14 protein-coding genes and 1 other annotated feature are annotated in these 18,345 nt (G+C 51.5%); all 14 genes read left to right on the forward strand.

Features of this window, described 5'->3' with window-relative positions; genetic code table 11:
• Positions 1 to 13: 13 nt before the first annotated feature.
• Positions 14 to 1,357: a glutamyl-tRNA reductase gene (gene hemA / locus EDC32_RS03390; RefSeq protein WP_132220017.1), complete on the forward strand. Its 1,344-nt coding sequence runs from the start codon at positions 14 to 16 to the stop codon at positions 1,355 to 1,357.
• Between the two features lie 14 nt (positions 1,358 to 1,371).
• Positions 1,372 to 2,187 carry a cytochrome C assembly family protein gene (locus EDC32_RS03395; protein WP_132220018.1) on the forward strand — a complete coding sequence of 272 codons (816 nt, stop codon included), beginning with the start codon at positions 1,372 to 1,374 and terminating at the stop codon, positions 2,185 to 2,187.
• Between the two features lie 24 nt (positions 2,188 to 2,211).
• Entirely contained in the window at positions 2,212 to 2,859 is a 648-nt protein-coding gene (locus EDC32_RS03400; RefSeq protein WP_132220019.1) for a precorrin-2 dehydrogenase/sirohydrochlorin ferrochelatase family protein, read from the forward strand.
• A 16-nt stretch (positions 2,860 to 2,875) separates the two neighbouring features.
• Positions 2,876 to 3,802, forward strand: a complete 927-nt coding sequence (gene hemC, locus EDC32_RS03405) for a hydroxymethylbilane synthase (protein ID WP_022736028.1) — start codon at positions 2,876 to 2,878, stop codon at positions 3,800 to 3,802.
• Positions 3,799 to 5,313, forward strand: a complete 1,515-nt coding sequence (gene cobA, locus EDC32_RS03410) for a uroporphyrinogen-III C-methyltransferase (protein WP_132220020.1) — start codon at positions 3,799 to 3,801, stop codon at positions 5,311 to 5,313. Before hemC ends, cobA begins: the two co-directional genes overlap by 4 nt.
• Before the next feature lie 57 nt (positions 5,314 to 5,370).
• Positions 5,371 to 6,345 (forward strand): porphobilinogen synthase, encoded by a 975-nt coding sequence (hemB, locus tag EDC32_RS03415; protein WP_132220021.1) that lies wholly within the window; start codon positions 5,371 to 5,373, stop codon positions 6,343 to 6,345.
• A 298-nt stretch (positions 6,346 to 6,643) separates the two neighbouring features.
• Positions 6,644 to 7,873 carry a pyridoxal phosphate-dependent aminotransferase gene (locus tag EDC32_RS03420; RefSeq protein WP_132220022.1) on the forward strand — a complete coding sequence of 410 codons (1,230 nt, stop codon included), beginning with the start codon at positions 6,644 to 6,646 and terminating at the stop codon, positions 7,871 to 7,873.
• Positions 7,874 to 8,055: 182 nt separating this feature from the next.
• Entirely contained in the window at positions 8,056 to 9,348 is a 1,293-nt protein-coding gene (hemL, locus tag EDC32_RS03425; protein WP_022736032.1) for a glutamate-1-semialdehyde 2,1-aminomutase, read from the forward strand.
• Positions 9,349 to 9,590: 242 nt separating this feature from the next.
• Positions 9,591 to 10,691: a LysM peptidoglycan-binding domain-containing protein gene (locus EDC32_RS03430; RefSeq protein WP_132220023.1), complete on the forward strand. Its 1,101-nt coding sequence runs from the start codon at positions 9,591 to 9,593 to the stop codon at positions 10,689 to 10,691.
• Between the two features lie 24 nt (positions 10,692 to 10,715).
• Positions 10,716 to 11,780 carry a phosphotransferase gene (locus EDC32_RS03435; RefSeq protein ID WP_132220024.1) on the forward strand — a complete coding sequence of 355 codons (1,065 nt, stop codon included), beginning with the start codon at positions 10,716 to 10,718 and terminating at the stop codon, positions 11,778 to 11,780.
• 341 nt (positions 11,781 to 12,121) lie between these two features.
• Entirely contained in the window at positions 12,122 to 12,280 is a 159-nt protein-coding gene (locus EDC32_RS16225; protein WP_154986126.1) for a hypothetical protein, read from the forward strand.
• Positions 12,281 to 12,405: 125 nt separating this feature from the next.
• Positions 12,406 to 12,643 (forward strand) — a binding site (T-box leader).
• A 48-nt stretch (positions 12,644 to 12,691) separates the two neighbouring features.
• Positions 12,692 to 15,349, forward strand: a complete 2,658-nt coding sequence (locus EDC32_RS03440; RefSeq protein ID WP_132220025.1) for a valine--tRNA ligase — start codon at positions 12,692 to 12,694, stop codon at positions 15,347 to 15,349.
• Between the two features lie 123 nt (positions 15,350 to 15,472).
• A complete protein-coding gene (locus EDC32_RS03445; RefSeq protein ID WP_158283213.1) occupies positions 15,473 to 16,810 on the forward strand; it encodes a bifunctional folylpolyglutamate synthase/dihydrofolate synthase in 1,338 nt (445 codons plus the stop codon).
• Between the two features lie 20 nt (positions 16,811 to 16,830).
• Positions 16,831 to 18,219, forward strand: a complete 1,389-nt coding sequence (gene murC / locus EDC32_RS03450) for a UDP-N-acetylmuramate--L-alanine ligase (protein ID WP_132220924.1) — start codon at positions 16,831 to 16,833, stop codon at positions 18,217 to 18,219.
• Positions 18,220 to 18,345 lie beyond the last annotated feature (126 nt).

The raw sequence follows: 18,345 nt of genomic DNA on the forward strand, positions 1-18,345 counted from the left end.
GGGGTGACAAAGCATGCATACGCTAGTAATTGGTTTAAACCATAAAACAGCTCCAGTGGAGATCAGAGAACAGTTTGCGTTTCAGGAAGACCGGCTTCAGCTAGCGCTAAAGAGTTTGCGGGACATGAAGAGTGTGCTCGAATGTGTCATTGTCAGCACTTGCAACCGCATGGAACTGTATGTGGTCGCTGACCAACTGCACACAGGAGAGTATTATGCGAAAGCCTTTTTGGAAAGCTGGTTCCGGTTGCCCAAAGAGGGGTTTGTTGAACACCTTTATGTGAAAGCGAATCAAGAAGCTGTGCGTCATCTGTTCCACGTTGTGTGCGGAATGGATTCGCTCGTGTTGGGAGAGACGCAGATTCTGGGGCAAGTGAAGCAAGCGTTCCTGACCGCCCAGCAGACGGGGACGACGGGAACACTGTTTAATTCGTTGTTCAAACAAGCGGTCACGTTTGGAAAACGTGTCCACTCGGAGACCGAAATTGGACAGAACGCCGTGTCCGTCAGTTATGCGGCGGTTGAATTGGGCAAGAAAATGTTTGATTCTTTTTCCGGCAAAACGATTCTGTTGATCGGAGCCGGAAAGATGAGTGAGCTCACCGCCAAGCATTTTCATGCAATCGGTGCCAATCGGGTGTTGGTGGTCAACCGCACGCTCAGCAAAGCGGAGGAATTGGCGCGCAAGTTTCAAGGTGAGGCCCGGACATGGGACGAGCTGATTCCCTCTCTGTTAGAGGCGGATATCGTTGTGAGCTCGACCGGCGCCAAGGAACCTGTATTGACTAGAGCGATGGTAGAACCTGTGCTCAAGAAGCGCCGCTCCCCTTTGTTCCTGATTGATATTGCGGTGCCGCGGGACATCGATCCGGCGATCCATGAGCTCGACCAAGTGTTTTTGTATGACATTGATGACTTGAACGGAATCGTTGACGCCAATATGGCGATCAGGGAACAAGAGGCGGCCAAAGTGCGGCTGTGGATCGAAGAAGAATTGCGGCAGTTTAACGAGTGGCTTGACACACTTGGGGTGGTTCCGCTCATAACTGCTTTACGCGATAAGGCACTTGCCATCCAAGAAGAGGCAGTGTTGCGGATCGAACGCAAACTTCCGGAATTGACGGAGAAGGAGAAGCGTGTGATCCGCAAGCACACCAAAAGCATTGTCAACCAATTGATGCGTGATCCCATTGTGCGTGTCAAGGAGTTGGCAACGTCCCCTCAAAAAGAGTTGGCGCAAGAGATGTTCGTCGCATTGTTCGCGCTTGAAAAACAGCTGAATGCGGAGCAGGAACAAGAAGAGTCTGATTCTGTCGAGCTTCCTAACACGGCAGCGCTTGCCAGCGGAAACGCTTAAAGGGGGAGGCGCCTTTGTTCCAAGAGCGTTGGATCGTCGATTTCATGGTGTACGTCTATGCGATCAGCTTGGCGTTTTCATTTGCCGATTTGTTGCGCCCTAGCAAGCGGTTGGAACAATTGTCCATCCTCTTTTTGTCAGGGGTGTGGGTCTTACAGACCATCGTGTTGGTCGTACAGCGATTGGCGCTGATTCCCATTTCTGCAAGTATTGACGCTTTGTCCATTTATAGTTGGGTATTGATCAGCTTTACCCTGGTCATGCATTTTGTGTATCGGATGTCCATTCTTTTCTTTATCGCCAACTCTTTGAGTTTTATCATGCTGGCCATCCATCTTTTTTTTGTGAGATCATCATCACCCGTGATGGAGAAGCTGCTGCTGTCGGAATTGGTTTTTTTGCACGTGACGCTAGCAATGATGGCCAACGCGTTTTTCTCTTTGGCCAGCATTGGAGCGGGGCTTTATTTGGTGAACAATTATTTGTTGAAACAAAAAAAATGGAATGATTTGTTGCGGCGTCTTCCCAGTCTCGATCGTTTACAAGGGATGTCGGCCTGGCTGTTAGTATTGGGCACCAGCCTGTTGTTGACAGCCATGACGTTGGGGGCGATTTACGCGTACCAAACAATCGGCGCCCAGTTTTGGGAAGATGCCAAGGTGTGGAGTTCGCTCTGGGTGTTGGCGCTGTACGCATTCATCTTGTGGAAGTGGGCGAGGCGCCAGTGGCACGGTCGCAAGTTGGCTTGGTGGACGCTGTTATCCCTGTTTGCCGTGTTGAGCAATTATATCATCACACGCGCCGGTTTTTCATTTCATCACTGGATATGATTCGGGCGATAAGGGGTTCAGGAGATGAAAAAATACTATCCCATGATGGTAGACATCAACGGATTGCGCTGTCTGGTGGTAGGGGGCGGCAAGGTGGCCGAAAGAAAAACGCGAGGGCTACTCGATGCGGGAGCTTTGGTCACCGTGGTGAGTCCAAAGCTGACTCCTCAGTTGGCGCAATGGGCGGACACCGGTGAGATTGAGTGGCGGCGTCGCCTTTATCGGCGGGAAGACCATGAGGGATGCCGTTTGGTTATCGCTGCGACTGACCAAGCGGAGGTCAACGTGCAGATCCGCCACGAAGCCGACGCGCGCGGCCAGTGGGTGAATGTAATCGACCATCCAGAGCTGTGCACGTTCACCGTTCCCGCGACGGTGACGAGGGGCAAGCTCTGCATTGCCGTTTCCACCGGCGGGGCCAGCCCTTCCCTGGCCCAAACAATACGCGACCAATTGGCGTCGATGTATGGGGAAGAGTATGAATTGCACTTGGAGTTGCTTCAAGAAATGCGCGGGATCATTCAACAACGCGTACCGGTACCCAAAGAACGGTACCGATTGATGAAAGAATTGGCCGGCGAAGAATGGTTGGAAGAGTGCCGGGCCAATCCGGAGAAAGTGCGGAACAAGATGTATCAGTGGTTGGATCACGCCTTGTCCCCGCAAACCTAGAATGGAGGTTGGACGCGTGCGCACGATTACGGTAGGAACGAGAAAGAGCCTGCTCGCTTTAACCCAGACCAATTGGGTGGTCGAACAATTGAAGAAGGTACGTCCTGATCTGACCGTCCAATTGGAAAAGATTGTGACCAAAGGGGATAAGATTCTTCATGTGACCTTGTCAAAAGTGGGCGGCAAAGGACTGTTTGTCAAAGAGATTGAACAGGCGCTGTTGGATGGGCGGATTGACTTTGCGGTTCACAGCATGAAAGATCTTCCGGGAGAAATGCCTGAGGGATTGGTGATCGGAGCGATTCCTGTACGGGAAAACCCTTGTGACAGCCTGTTGTCGCGGAACGGTCTTTCTTTGGCTGAATTGCCATCTGGCGCGGTGGTCGGCACCAGCAGTTTGCGCCGCCAAGCACAAATATTGGCTTATCGTCCCGACTTGAAGGTAAAACCGGTGCGTGGCAATCTGGATACGCGCATTGCCAAGATGGAAGAAGGGCAATTTGATGCGATCTTGTTGGCGCAGGCTGGACTGGCCCGTATGGGTTGGCAGGAGAAGGTGACGGAAACCCTGTCGAAGGATATCTTGTTGCCGGCGGTGGGTCAAGGGGCTTTGGCGATCCAGTGCCGTGAAGACGACCATGAACTGCTGGCCTTGCTGTTGGAAATCCATCATGTAGAGACGGCGCGGGCGGTTCAAGCGGAACGGGCCTTCTTGCGTGCATTTGAAGGAGGTTGCCATTTGCCGCTGGCCGCGCATGCGGAAGTACTCGGTGATGAAGTGCGCCTGACCGGGTTAGTCGCGCATCCGGACGGAACCAGAGTGATCAAAGGAATCAAACAGGGGTCGGATGAAAAAGCCGTAGGTCGAGAATTGGCTGCGGAGCTCAAGGAACAGGGCGCAGGGGAATTGTTGAGTGAGGTGCGAGAGGGGTTAGTCGGATGACCGGCTTAGTGTATTTGGTGGGTGCTGGCCCCGGAGACCCAGGTCTTATCACAGTGAAAGGCTTGGAAGCCATCAAGAAAGCCGATGTGATCATCTATGACCGTCTGGCGAATCCCCAGCTGTTAAAGCATGCACGCCCCGGTACAGAATTGATTTACGTGGGGAAGCTTCCTGATCGCCATACGCTGAAACAAGAAAAGATCAATGAGCTAATTGTGGAAAAGGCGAAAGAGGGCAAGGTGGTTACCCGCCTCAAAGGAGGCGATCCTTTTATCTTTGGCCGAGGTGGCGAAGAAGCGGAATGCTGTGTGGAAGAGGGCATCGCTTTTGAGGTGGTTCCCGGTATCACTTCTGCCATTGCAGTGCCTGCATACGCGGGTATCCCTGTGACACATCGTAATTATAATACGTCTTTCACAGTGGTGACAGGACATGAGTGCCCAAAAAAAATTAAGTCGTCGGTTCGATGGGATAAGGTGACACTGGCTTCGGAGACACTGGTGTTTTTGATGGGTGTGAGTAACCTGCCGTATATCGTGAGCAGCTTGCTGGAGCACGGACGCTCCGAGGACACACCGATCGCATTGGTTCGCTGGGGCACGCGGGCGGAACAGCGCACTATTGTCGGCACCCTTGCAGACATTGTGCAGAAGGTAGAGGAGGCCGGATTACGCTCTCCTGCTGTCATTGTTGTCGGTGAAGTGGTGAAATTGCGCGAACGCTTGCAATGGGTTGAGAAAAAGCCTTTGTTTGGCAAACGGATCTTAGTGACCCGAGCGCGTAGCCAGAACAGTGCGCTGGTTGAAAAAATCGAGGCCTTAGGCGGGGAAGCGATCGAGTTCCCGGTGATTCGGATTACTCCGCCCAAACGGCAGGATGTGTTTGATGATGCCGTCAAGCAACTGGATAAATATGATTGGGTCATCTTCACCAGCGTCAACGGGGTGGACTGTTTTTTCAAACGCTTACGCGAGTTGCGCATCGATATCCGGACATTGGCCAAGGCGCGAATCGGGGCGGTAGGCGCTAAAACAGCGGAAGCCTTGCTTGACAGAGGATTGTTGGTTGAATCATTGCCAGGGGAGTATCAACAAGAAGCGTTGGTTGAGCATTTGCGTCCCTTGGTGAAAGCAGGGCAGGAAATCTTGTTGCCGCGCGCGAATATCGCTCGCAAGGTGTTGCCGAACGAACTGGCGCGCATGGGATGCCATGTGACGGAAGTGGATGCTTATGATACGGTAGCGGATGCAACGGAGGCATCTGAAGTAGTTAAACTGTTGCAAGAAGGCGCCATTCATGTGATCACTTTCACAAGTTCTTCCACCGTACGCAATTTCTTGAAGGCAGTGCGATCAGTCACAGAAGAAGCCGAGGCATTGCTGGCGTCAACGAAAGTGGTGTGCATCGGCCCCATTACCGCACAAACTGCGCGGAAACTTGGAGTGCGAGTTGATGCAACCGCTGAAACATACACAATTGACGGGCTTGTGGAGACAATGAAACAATTGTAACGCACCCGAAATGCTGAAAGTTTACTCAGGCTCAAGGAACAGAGAGGAGTAGTTGCAATGCAACCATTCATGCGCCATCGTCGTTTACGCGCCAACGAAGTAATCCGTAACTTGGTGCGCGAACACCATCTGCATGTGGAGGATTTGATTTACCCCATGTTTGTGGTTGAAGGGGAGAACATTAAAAATGAAGTGCCATCAATGCCTGGTGTGTTCCACCTGTCGCTAGACCGGCTTGAAGAAGAATTGGAAGAACTCAAGGCATTGGGCATTTCATCTTTGATGGTTTTTGGTGTGCCCGCTGAGAAAGATGAGGTGGGTAGCCAAGCAGACCACGATCATGGCATTGTGCAACGAGCGATTCGCCAGATTAAAGAAACGCATCCTTCTTTTTACGTGATTGCCGACACCTGTTTGTGCCAATACACTTCGCACGGCCATTGCGGGATCGTGGAAAATGGGGAAGTGCTTAACGATCCTTCCCTGCGCCGGTTGGCGGCGACCGCCGTGTCGCAAGCGGAAGCGGGCGCTGACATGATTGCTCCTTCCAATATGATGGATGGGTTTGTTTACGCGATTCGGAAAGGCTTGGATGAGGCGGGTTACGCACATATTCCGATTCTGTCTTATGCTGTGAAATATGCTTCCAACTTCTATGGTCCATTCCGTGATGCAGCCCATTCCACACCGGAATTTGGTGACCGCCGTTCGTATCAGATGGACCCGGCCAACGCCCGTGAAGCCATGCGGGAAGCGGCATCTGACGTCGCTGAAGGTGCCGATATGCTGATGGTCAAGCCAGCGATGTCTTATATGGATGTGATCTATCGGGTGAAAGAGCGGTTTGATTTACCCGTCGTTGTCTACAATGTGAGCGGGGAGTACTCCATGATTAAAGCTGCCGCGCTTAATGGCTGGATTGATGAGGAAAAAGTAGTGATGGAAACCATGCTTTCGTTTAAACGTGCTGGTGCAGACCTCATTATCACCTACCATGCCAAAGACATCGCTCGCTGGTTGCGAAAAGGATAAGCCAGTGCAAAACGCATAAAGGATGGCTGGACTTTAGCCAAGCGTCCAGTTGCATGACGGGCCTCCCGGAAACAGGGGGCTCGTTTTTTCATTGCACGGTTTATGGGGGATGCCGGCGAGATCACAAGGGGGGATATTTTTTGTAAGAGGTTCTGGATAAGCAGATGGTTATGCGGTATGATTTGATATTAAGTCGGATTCGTCTGACCATTCTGCTAGTGGTAAGAGGGTGGGATGAGCGATGTTGTGCGGTTGCCTGCCCATACCTATCCGCAAAAGAAGGTAAAAGGAGAATACGATGATTTCCCATGACATTGCCAATTCACTAAATGAGCATTCTTGGATTCGCGTCATGTTTCAAGAAGGGAAGAGATTGAAACAGTTGCATGGTGAGGAGCATGTGTTTGACTTTTCCATTGGCGGCCCTGCCTTGGAGCCACCGGAAGCCTTTTATCAGTCCTTGCGCAAGGTTGTGGATGAACCTCTGGCTGGCAAGCATTCTTATGGTGATTATCAAGGGTTGTATGAAGCCCGGGAGCGCATTGCCTCTTACTTGGCCAACCGCTATCAAACTGGATTCTCACCGGCACATGTAGTAATGACATCGGGAGCGGCGGGAGCGCTGAACCTGGTGTTTAGAAGTATATTGAATCCCGGTGATGAAGTGGTATTGCTGGCTCCGTATTTTCTGGAGTACGAGCGGTATGTGACCAACTTCGGTGGAGCCTGCACCATCGTTCCGCTGAAGGAGGGGTCTTTTGATATCGACATCGACGGCGTGAAAGAGGCGCTTACGGACAAGACGAAAGCGATCATGGTCAATTCACCCCACAATCCGACCGGCAAAGTGTTTTCACAGGAGAACTTGTCGCAATTGGGCCGGATGATGGCTGAGTGGGAAACCGAGACAGGGCGCCGGCTGTTTATGGTGTATGACTCCCCTTATGACCAATTGACCTTTGGTGGTACATACGCTAACCCGTTTTCCGACAGCGACCGTGTGATTTTTGTTGGTTCTTTCAGCAAAGAATTGGGACTTGCCGGGGAACGGGTCGGTTATATTGCACTCAATGAAGCATTTGAGCACAAGGAGTTGCTTGCGGCCGCGCTGGCTTACTGCAACCGGGTGATGGGATTTTTGCACGCTCCGATGCTGATGCAACGGGCTATCGCCGGTATGGATAGCTTGGAAGTGGATGCCTCTCCATATCGGCTTCGCAGTGAGATGATGTCAGACATCCTACGGGAAGCGGGCTTTTCGTTTCTCCCGCCGCAAGGGGGATTTTTTATCTTTCCGAAGTCGCCCATTCCTGATGACGTGGCTTTTTGCATGGAAGCGATGGAGCGGTTCCATCTCTTGGTTGTGCCGGGCAGCCAATTTGGCCGAGCAGGTCATTTCCGCGTGTCCTTCAGTGTGCCACTGAAACAAATCCAGCGTTCTAAAGATGTGTTTTGCCAATTGCGGGCGTTTTTCAGCGGGGACGAGGTGAAGACAAGCGCAGGAATGCCGGTCAATCTGGTAGAGTAAGGTGATCGGCTGTGCCCGATATTCCTCCATCGTAGGATCAGACTTACATCAAGATGGGAGCCGGCCGATTTACGGGCGAAGCTCCCATTTTCTCAAAAAAGTCGCTTTCCCATTAGATGGGTTTGCTTTATTTGAGGTACAATATGCTTGTGAAGAGTTTTACATAAAAGGTAGTGATATGGATGCATAAAGGATATGATCGTTCCATCGCGAATTATCGCCAAGCCCAACAAGTGATTCCAGGCGGAGTGAACAGTCCGGTTCGCGCATTTAGATCAGTGAAGATGAATCCGGTGTTTATTGAGCGCGGATTCGGTTCCAAAGTAGTGGATGTAGACGGCAACGAATACATCGATTACATCGGTTCATGGGGGCCTCTCATTTTGGGGCATGCTCATCCTAAAGTAGTGGAAGCTATCAAAACGACTGCGGAGAAGGGAACCAGCTTTGGTGCCCCGACCGAATTGGAGACCTTGATGGCTGAGACGGTGGTTGAACGCATGCCGTCGGTTGAGATTGTGCGGATGGTCAACTCGGGAACGGAGGCCACGATGAGTGCCTTGCGTTTGGCTCGTGCATACACCGGACGCAACAAGATTCTCAAATTTGAAGGAAGCTATCATGGACATTCCGACAGCCTGCTCATTAAAGCTGGCTCCGGCGTGGCCACCTTGGGTTTGCCGGACAGCCCGGGTGTGCCCGAGAATATCGCTCAGCACACCTTGACGGTACCATACAATGATCTGGATAGCGTCAAGCTGGTATTTGAAAAAGTGGGTGAAGAAATCGCCGCCGTCATCTTGGAACCGGTGGCTGGAAACATGGGCGTCGTTCCTCCTCAGCCTGGGTTCCTTGAGGGATTGCGTGAGTTGACGGAACAGCATGGCGCATTGCTCATTTTTGACGAAGTGATGACCGGTTTCCGGGTTGGTTATCACTCAGCCCAAGGGCGCTACGGCATCACCCCCGATTTAACGACGATGGGTAAAGTGATCGGCGGCGGCCTTCCGGTGGGGGCATATGGTGGCAAAAAGGAGATCATGGAACAGGTCGCACCCGTTGGTCCGGTGTACCAAGCGGGAACGCTGTCGGGCAATCCGTTGGCCATGGCCGCCGGTTATGCCACCTTGTCAGAGATGACACCTGCTGCTTATGAAGAGTTAGAACGCAAAGGACGGATTTTGGAGGAGGGGTTGCGCCGCAATGCGGAAGAAGCGGGCATCCCACACCATATCAACCGTGTTGGTTCGATGGTCTGTCTCTTTTTCACCGGAGAGGCGGTTACGAGCTACACCCAAGCGAAGCAAGCAGATACGGAGCGTTTTGCCGAGTATTTCCGCCTGATGATGGAGGAAGGCATTCTGATTCCTCCTTCGCAATTTGAAGGCATGTTTATTTCGATGGCTCATCAGGATGAGGATTTGAACCGTACGTTGGAAGCAAACCGCCGCGCACTGGCTCGCTTGAAAAAATAAATTTGCTGTAATGAAAGCCTTTCTTTTCGCCAACGCGAAAAGAAAGGCTTTTCTCTGTTACGCGGCATCACTCCGGCAGTTTCCACTGCAAGCTCTTCGCTTAAAGACCTGGTCTTGTCTGGGTTGGGTTATAACTCCATTTTGACCGCATATAGATACAGTAACGTCTTAACCGATGACCCACGTGTTTGAATGTTGGGTCAAGCGGTACGGCACGAACCTCACAAGGAGGGATTGTGTATATGGAAAGCAGTTTCACCCAACTCCGTTTCGACATATCGGAAAATGTTCGTCTCCAATCACAGCAACCCGGCATTGACACCCTCCTGGAGCTGGACTTGTATCCCGACATCGAAATCAAGGATGAAGGGCAACATTTGAAGATCCAGGGGTATCTGCGGTTAAATGGGTCTTATCTCAAGCAACGGGAAGGCGAAAGTGAGCCAGATGTACATACGAATGGAGAGGAAGATCAGCAAGAACTGGCTTATGTCATTCCGGTTGAGATTACGCTCCCGCGTGACCGTGCGGAAGAAGATCAGATCTCGGCGGAGGTGGAGGCATTTGATTATCAAGTGCTGTCCCCTTTTGAATTGAAAATCGATGCGATTCTGATGATCGACGGCTTGCTGCCTGAAAGGCAAGCGGAGATACCTGGCGAAGTGGCACCGCCCGATAAGGAGGAAGCCCTGCCGGTCTTTTCGGGACAGTCGGCTCAACCGATGGCTTCGCTTGCGCACCAGCATGATTTTGATGACGCCAAAGTGGAGATTGAATTAGAGACACCTGATGATCCGCAGAAGGGTGACGCTGAGCATGAAGAGCAAGATGTACATCTGATTCAACCGGTAGAGTCGATCGAATCGATGCAAGCCAATTCCGAAGAGCAAAAGGCGCTGACAGTCGATCCCCAAGACTTCTGGCGTGAACGCCAGGCGAGCAAACAGGCTCAGACGGCCGAGTCGATCAAGGAAGGGGAACAGCCGCCTGAGCCAGTGGAAATGTCGGATTCGGCTGACTCGGAAAGAGTCGATGTGGAGCAGGAACAAACGGATGGCGCACAACCCGATGAGAAACAGGAAAACACGTCCTGGATCGGCTGGTTGTTGCGGGAAAAAGAAGAAGCGTTTGTGCCGATGAGAATGGTTATTGTCCAGAAAGATGACACAATTGACACAGTAGCGAACAGATATAACGTGTCGGCAAATGAGTTGATCAGGCTAAATCGATTGCAGACAGATGTGCTGGTTGAAGGGCAGATTTTGAATGTGCCCAAGCAGCCTGAACAGCCAAGTTCGCATGCAGAGATTTCTTCGTTTGGTTGGTACGGCAAAAAAGGTTGATGCCCACGGAAAGGGGGAGCGGCAGTGGACCGATCAGCTTTAGTGTGGGAAGTGTTGCGGCAATACGGTTATGAAGATGCGTATATGGAAAAAGTGGGTGGCGTAATCTATCTGGCTTTGCCTGAAGGGGAATATGCGCTGAAGCGTTCCAGAGCCCCGCGTGAAAAATTGTACCTCTTGCACCAACTGTTGAATGAGGCAATTCAATCCGGATGTGACCATCTGTTGCCTTGGATGGAGACCAAGCAAGGGGAGCCAGTAGCCGAAGTGGAAGGCACCTGTTGGTATATGGTTCCTTGGAAGCGACGGTCTGTCCCAGATGGAAAGCGCTGGTCATCTGAGGAAGCGATGGGGGCTTTAGCCCGGTTGCATCAGGCGACGGAACCAGGTTGCAAAAAATTGGATGAGTTGGCGCCGTCCATCCGGCAAGAAGAGATCGAGTCTTGGAAGCGCAAGATGGAGATGTTGGATCAATATGCGAACCAAGGGAAGGATCGCGAATTTATCTCCCCGTTTGAGCGAGCCTTCGCAAGCGCCAAAGAACAGCTGGAACGTAGTTTCCAATTTGCCATTCGAGGATTGGAACGCTACCGCGAAAGTGAGAACGCCTCCCTGCCGCGCGCCGTTCTCTGCCATGGCAGGGTTCATCCCAGCAATGTGGTGCAGGACGAAGAGCAAGTCTATCTGATTGATTTTGACCACGCGCAAGTGGATACGCCAGCCCGTGATGTGGCTCTTGCCATTCAGCGTTTTTCGCTCCATGATGGGGCAGATCCGTTCAAGCTGTTAGAGGCTTATGAACGGGTGTGGAAGTTGGAGCCCAAAGAGAAGCGGTTGTTGGCCTTGTATTTGTCATACCCCGAGCGAATATTGAAAACACTGGGGCGGTATTTCGACAAACCGCGTACCGCCATGGTAGAGCCGCAATTCACCAAGCGTTTCGAGCGCGAGATCAGCCAGCATGAACAGATGCAGGAGCTGGTGAAAAGTTTGTGGCCGTCCAAAAAGAAAAAAGAAGAACGGGAAAAAGTCCAGGTCGCCTCTCACCAACCCGGACGCAAGAAGAAAAGGAAAAGGGCAAATCGCTAGTTTTAATCGGGGTTATCCCCGGTTTTTTATTTTTTGTAAAAGTTTGTGCAGGGCTTTTAATGGTAAACTAAGGGCAAGTACCCATAAGATCACTTCCCACATCAAGAATCTCCTCACTTACATAGATGATGGCATAGAAATGGTAGGGACAAGCGTCTTCTCACCTTTTGTTGCCCGATGAAAAAAAGTTGCTTATGACCAAATTATATGCTGCAGGTTGCGTGGTTGCTTGTTTTTTTGGAGATTTGGGAGAAAGACTAGACAGAAGTGAACGAAACGTGGAGAATAGGAATATGTTATAGGGACCAAATGCGAATGCTGACAGGAAGGGGATTTTCAAGTTGAGTATGGTAAAAACCATGGTGAAAAAAGCATATCGCGGTGTTTTGTTTTTGGTGTTTCTCAGTATTCTGATGCTGGTGACCGTATTGTTGATGACCTTCTTGGCCGATCCTCAGGCAATGTATGATCACATCAGACAAACGTTTGGTGTTCGCTGATATATGGCAGGACTGGACTCATACGATTCATTGGCGATCTCCATCGCCGTTTTTATTTTGTTTGGACGTTTGTTTGACTCTCACATGCAAAGGTTGTAATATAATAAAACAATCAATAAATGATTAATTAAGCTATGAGAGGGAAGAGTAGGCGGGATAGAGGCCTGTCAGAGAGAGGAGCCCACGGCTGGAAGGCTTCTTCAGGTTACACCGTTGAACGTCGCCCTTGAGCTGAACATCTGAAGGGTGTTGCTGTGTAAGATGTTCCGGCGCCAACCGATACCTGGCCCTAGAGTGCACTGAACCGACCAGTTGGGTTCGGTGAACAAAGGTGGTACCGCGAAACAACCTTTCGTCCTTTGCATGGGACGGAAGGTTTTTTATTTTGTCTAACAGTGAGGAGGATGTAAGATGGGTGAACCAGTGAAAAGCAATCTGCCATCCGCCTACGACCCGAAACAGGCGGAAACGAAATGGTACAACTATTGGATTGAAGGGAAGTTTTTCGAAGCGGGGAAAGACCAAAGCAAACAGCCGTTTACGATTGTTATTCCCCCGCCAAACGTCACTGGCAATCTGCACCTCGGCCATGCGCTGAACGTAACGCTACAGGATATCTTAATTCGTTTCAAACGGATGAGCGGGTATGACGCCCTGTGGTTGCCGGGGATGGACCATGCTGGCATCGCCACTCAGGCGCGGGTGGAGGCGAAGTTGCGGGAGCAAGGGATCAGCCGACACGACTTGGGTCGGGAAAAATTCTTGGCGGAAGTGTGGAAATGGAAAGATGAATACGCCCAGAACATCGCCAACCAGTGGCGCAAATTGGGGTTGAGCTTGGATTACAGCCGCGAGCGGTTTACATTGGACGATGGGTTGTCTGCCGCCGTGAGAGAAGTGTTTGTGCGCTTGTATGAGAAGGGGCTCATTTATCGCGGTAAATATATCATCAACTGGGATCCCAAAGCACGCACGGCTTTGTCTGATATTGAAGTAATCCATAAAGAAGTCAAAGGCGCGTTGTATCACTTAAAATATCCGCTCAAAGATGGTTCAGGCTACATCCGTGTAGCGACGACACGTCCTGAAACGATGTTGGGTGACGTGGCGGTGGCTGTTCACCCCGATGATGAGAGGTATCAAGGGCTTATCGGCAAAACGGTGATCTTGCCGTTCGTGGAGCGGGAGATTCCGATCATTGCCGATGAGTATGTTGAGCCGGAATTCGGCAGTGGAGCGGTGAAAATCACGCCGGCCCATGATCCGAACGACTTTGAGATGGGACAACGCCATCAATTGCCGCAAATCCTCGTGATGAATGAAGAGGGGCGGATGAATGAGTTGGCTGGGAAATACCAAGGTATGGATCGCTTTGAATGTCGCAAACAAATCGTCAAAGACTTGGAAGCGGCGGGATTGTTGATTGAAATCGAGGAGCACGTTCACTCTGTGGGTCACAGTGAACGGACGGGAGTCGTAGTCGAACCGTATCTGTCCACACAATGGTTCGTTTCCATGAAGCCTCTCGCCGAACGAGTCATCAGCGCGCAAAAGCAGGGGCAAGGCGTAAAGTTTGTGCCTGACCGCTTTGAGAAAATCTACTTGAATTGGATTGAAAACGTGCGCGATTGGTGCATCTCGCGCCAATTGTGGTGGGGGCATCGCATCCCGGCGTGGTATTGTGACGAGTGTGGTGAAATGACTGTGGCTAGAGAGGAACCGACCACTTGTCCGCATTGCCAAAGCAACGCATTACGCCAAGACGAGGATGTGCTTGATACATGGTTCAGCTCAGCGTTGTGGCCTTTCTCCACGCTCGGTTGGCCTGAGCAAACGGACGACCTCAAGCGTTATTTCCCCACGGATGTGTTGGTGACAGGCTATGACATCATCTACTTCTGGGTAGCGCGCATGATCTTTACGGCGTTGGAATTCACTGATCAGATTCCATTTAAAGATGTGCTGATGAACGGTTTGATTCGCGACGCAGAAGGCAGAAAGATGTCCAAGTCTCTGGGGAACGGCGTTGACCCGATGGAAGTGATCGACCAGTATGGCGTAGATGCAATGCGCTATATGCTGTCAACTGGTTGCACTCCGGGGAATGATATTCGCTTCCGTTTTGAACGGGTGGAGGCGGCACGCAACTTCGCCAACAAGATCTGGAACGCGTCCCGGTTTGCGCTCATGCACTTGGAAGGGGTGTCGGCTGAAGAGCTGGAACTCAAAGGGCCATTCTCCATCGCCGACAAATGGATTTTGCATCGACTTAACGAGACGGTGAAAGACACCACTCGCCTGTTGGAACGGTATGAATTTGGTGAAGTGGGACGTGTGATCTACAACTTCATTTGGGATGAACTGTGCGATTGGTACATTGAATTCGCCAAGCTACCGCTGTACGGTGAAGATGAAGAGGCCAAACGCGTGACCCGCTCGGTGCTGACCCATGTGCTGGATCAAGCATTGCGGTTGTTGCATCCGATGATGCCTTTCATCACGGAAGAGATTTGGCAGCATCTGCCGGTGGAAGGGGAAAGCATCACCGTTTCCGCTTGGCCTCAGGCAAATGAAGCGTTTGATGCGCCAGAAGCGGTTCATGAAATGCAAGTGCTAATTGAAACGATCCGTGCAGTGCGCAACATCCGTGCTGAAATGGAAGTGCCTCCGAAGCATCAAGTATCGTTGATGGTGTGTCCTGATGGGGAAACCCGGCAGGCGTTTGAACGGAACGAAGCGGCTATCAAGCGTTTGTGCGGAGTGAACCAATTGACCATCGATCCCGCATTGGCACGGCCTGACAAATCGATGGCTGCGGTGGTGACCGGTGCTGAGCTGTTCTTGCCACTCGCGGGGCTGGTGGATGTGGAACAGACGGTGAAACGCTTGGAGGCGGAGTTGAAAAAGTTAAACGCCGAAGTGGAACGCGTTGAAAAGAAATTGTCCATTCCGGGATTTGTCGCCAAAGCACCTGAACATGTGGTGGAAGCGGAACGGCAAAAAGGGGAAGAGTACAAGGAAAAACGCGAAAAAGTGTTGGCACGGATTCAGGAGATCAAAGGTTCATAAAAAGCGGTTGACGGGAGGAACGACCAAAGATTCCTCCCGTCCCGTATTGTTGACGGAGCGTCCGTTTAAATGCAAAATGTACAGAGGTAGTTTTTTTATTGTTTAATGAAGGGGAAGAAGGTCATGGATCGAATGACTTCATTTGCTGTACCAAGTGATGTGTTCGACTGGATGGAACAAACTTGTGCGCAAGCGATCCAGCCCGGTTTGGAGCGAATGGAGTGGGTGCTTGAGCGGCTGGGCCATCCAGAGAGAAGATGCAAATTTATTCATATCGCTGGCACGAACGGCAAAGGGTCGACAGCGGCGATGATTGCATCGGTGCTTAAGGAAGCGGGATATTCGACTGGTTTGTTTGTTTCCCCCTATGTCCTTTCATGGCGCGAACGGATTCAAGTGGATGGGAACTCGATTTCCGATGAGGCGTTCGTGCATTGGTCCAATCAGTTGCGTCCATTGGCGGAAGAGATTAGAACGGAAGGTCCTGGACCGCTTACTCCGTTTGAATTTTGGACGCTTGTGGCGATTTTATACTTTGCCAAGGACGCCGTGCCTTGGTTTGTGGTGTGGGAAACTGGCCTCGGCGGCCGTCTCGATTCCACCAATGTTTGCTATCCGCTGGTTTCGGTGATCACCGAGGTTGGTTTGGATCACCAAGCGTGGTTGGGGGAATCCCTCGCGGACATCGCGCAGGAAAAAGCGGGCATCATCAAGGCGGGGGTACCTGTCGTGTGCGGCGCGGAACGGGCGGAAGTGCAAGCTGTGATTCATGAAGCGGCACAATTGAAAAACTGCAAGGTTTACCAAGCGGGCCGCGATTATCGGATAGAGCCAGCAGAACAGACGGCTGAGACAGGACAAGCGTTTACTTTTTCAAATGTTTATCGTCGTCTTTCGGCCAATGTGTCCCTGATGGGGGAACACCAGCTGAAAAACGCAGGCACAGCCTTGATGACGCTGGATGTGTTGCGCCAAGCCTATGCCACGGTAATTGAAGATGAACATATCCAACGCGGGTTAGCGGCCGTTTATTGGCCGGGCCGGTTGGAACAAGTGAGTGAACATCCACGTATCTTATTGGATGGTGCACACAACGTCGACGGGGTTCACTCATTGGTCAACGCACTTCGTGACCACTATACTTATGATCGCCTGGTGTTGATCTTGGCGATGATGCATGACAAACGGGTGGAGGATATGTTGGCCCCCTTGTTGGACGTAGCCGATCATGTGATCACCACCCAAGTGGCAGATCAACCGCGCTCCATGACGGGGTGCGAATTGGCCGAAGTGGCACGGCGCCTGCATCCGTCCGCGTCAGTGTCAAGTGCATCCTCTGTGCAAGAGGCGCTGGCGTTGTTACGGGCTGAGTTGGGTGAACGCGATCTGGGTGTGATCGCCGGTTCCCTCTATCTCGTATCTGAAGCCCGCTCATTACTGATACAAGCAGAAGACGAATAAGGTATTAAAAAAGGCTGGTGATTCTGTTGGATAAGAAAAGAGTGCATTTTGTTGGAATCGGTGGATATGGGATGAGCGCGATCGCGCGTGTGTTGCTGGATTTGGGGTATGAAGTGTCCGGGTCTGATGTCGCAGAAAACGCATTGGTGCAAAAGCTGATTGAACGCGGCGCTAAAGTGACTATCGGCCATCATGCCGACAATGTCAACGGAGCAGATATGGTTGTATTCTCCACAAGCATTGCGGAAAACAATGTGGAGCGCATCGCGGCCCAAGAGCAGGGGATTGAAGTGTTGCACCGTTCGCAAATGCTGGCTCGTTTGTTAAACGACAAGAAAGGGATCGCTGTTGCTGGCGCACACGGTAAAACAACGACGTCTTCCATGATCGCACAAACGTTGGAATTGTGCGATGTGGATCCAACATACATCATCGGCGGGGAAATCGTCAGTTTAAAAGGCAACGCCAAAGCAGGGCAAAGCGATTATGTGGTGGCCGAGGCCGATGAGAGCGACGGTTCTTTCTTGGAATACTTCCCCTACTTGGCGGTAGTAACCAACATTGAGCCCGATCATTTGGAGAATTATGAAGGTGACTTCGAAAAGCTAAAACAAGCGTATCGCGTATTTGCCAGCCAAGTTCGCCCGGAGGGCGCGGCGATTTTGTGCTGGGATGACGCATATGTTCGAGCCATTGCTCCAGAAGTGCGCGGCCGTTACATCACGTATGCGTTGGATCATCCAGCTGACTATATGGCGACCAACATCCGCGAACAAGAGCGCGAAATGACGTTTACGGTGGTTAAAAATGGTCAGGAGTTGGGAGATGTATCCCTTCGTATTCCAGGGCGCCACAACGTGGCCAACGCCTTGGCGGCCATCATCGCTTGTTTGGAAGTGGGCGTGCCATTTGAACGCGCGGCAGCTGCCCTGTATCAATTCCAAGGGGCCAAACGCCGTTTCCAAGTCATTGGCGAAGTGGACGACATTGTGGTTGTCGATGACTATGCCCACCATCCGACTGAAATCGAAGCGACCTTGAAAGGAGCTAAAGCGCTGGGGCGGCGAATGATTGTGGTGTTCCAACCGCAACGTTACTCCCGCACGCATCTGTTGATGGATGAATTCAGCCGGGCGTTTGCCTTGGCCGACGAGGTTATTATCAATACCTTGTATGCCCCGGCCGGTGAACAACCGATTCCGGGTGTGTCTGCCGAGCGCTTGGCCGAATTGATCACAAAGAATAGCAACCCCAATACCCGCTTCATTGATACCAAAGAAAATGTAATCGACTATCTTTTAGATCACGTCCGGCCGGGTGACCTCGTTTTGACCATGGGCGCGGGAGACATCTGGCGCGTTTCGCACGGTTTGGTGCCTGAGTTGGAGAAGCGGACCGTGAAAAAATGAATTTGCACTTATCCATCCCCTTTGCCTGATTCCCTTTCAGGGCGATCCGCTTAAATGCGGGTTGCCCTGTTCCATTTAATCGCGATATAGTAAGATTGTGCGACGTCTGATGGTGCAGCTTGCCAA

It is taken from the genome of Laceyella sacchari, assembly GCF_004343255.1.
Classification (GTDB): Bacteria; Bacillota; Bacilli; order Thermoactinomycetales; family Thermoactinomycetaceae; genus Laceyella; species Laceyella sacchari.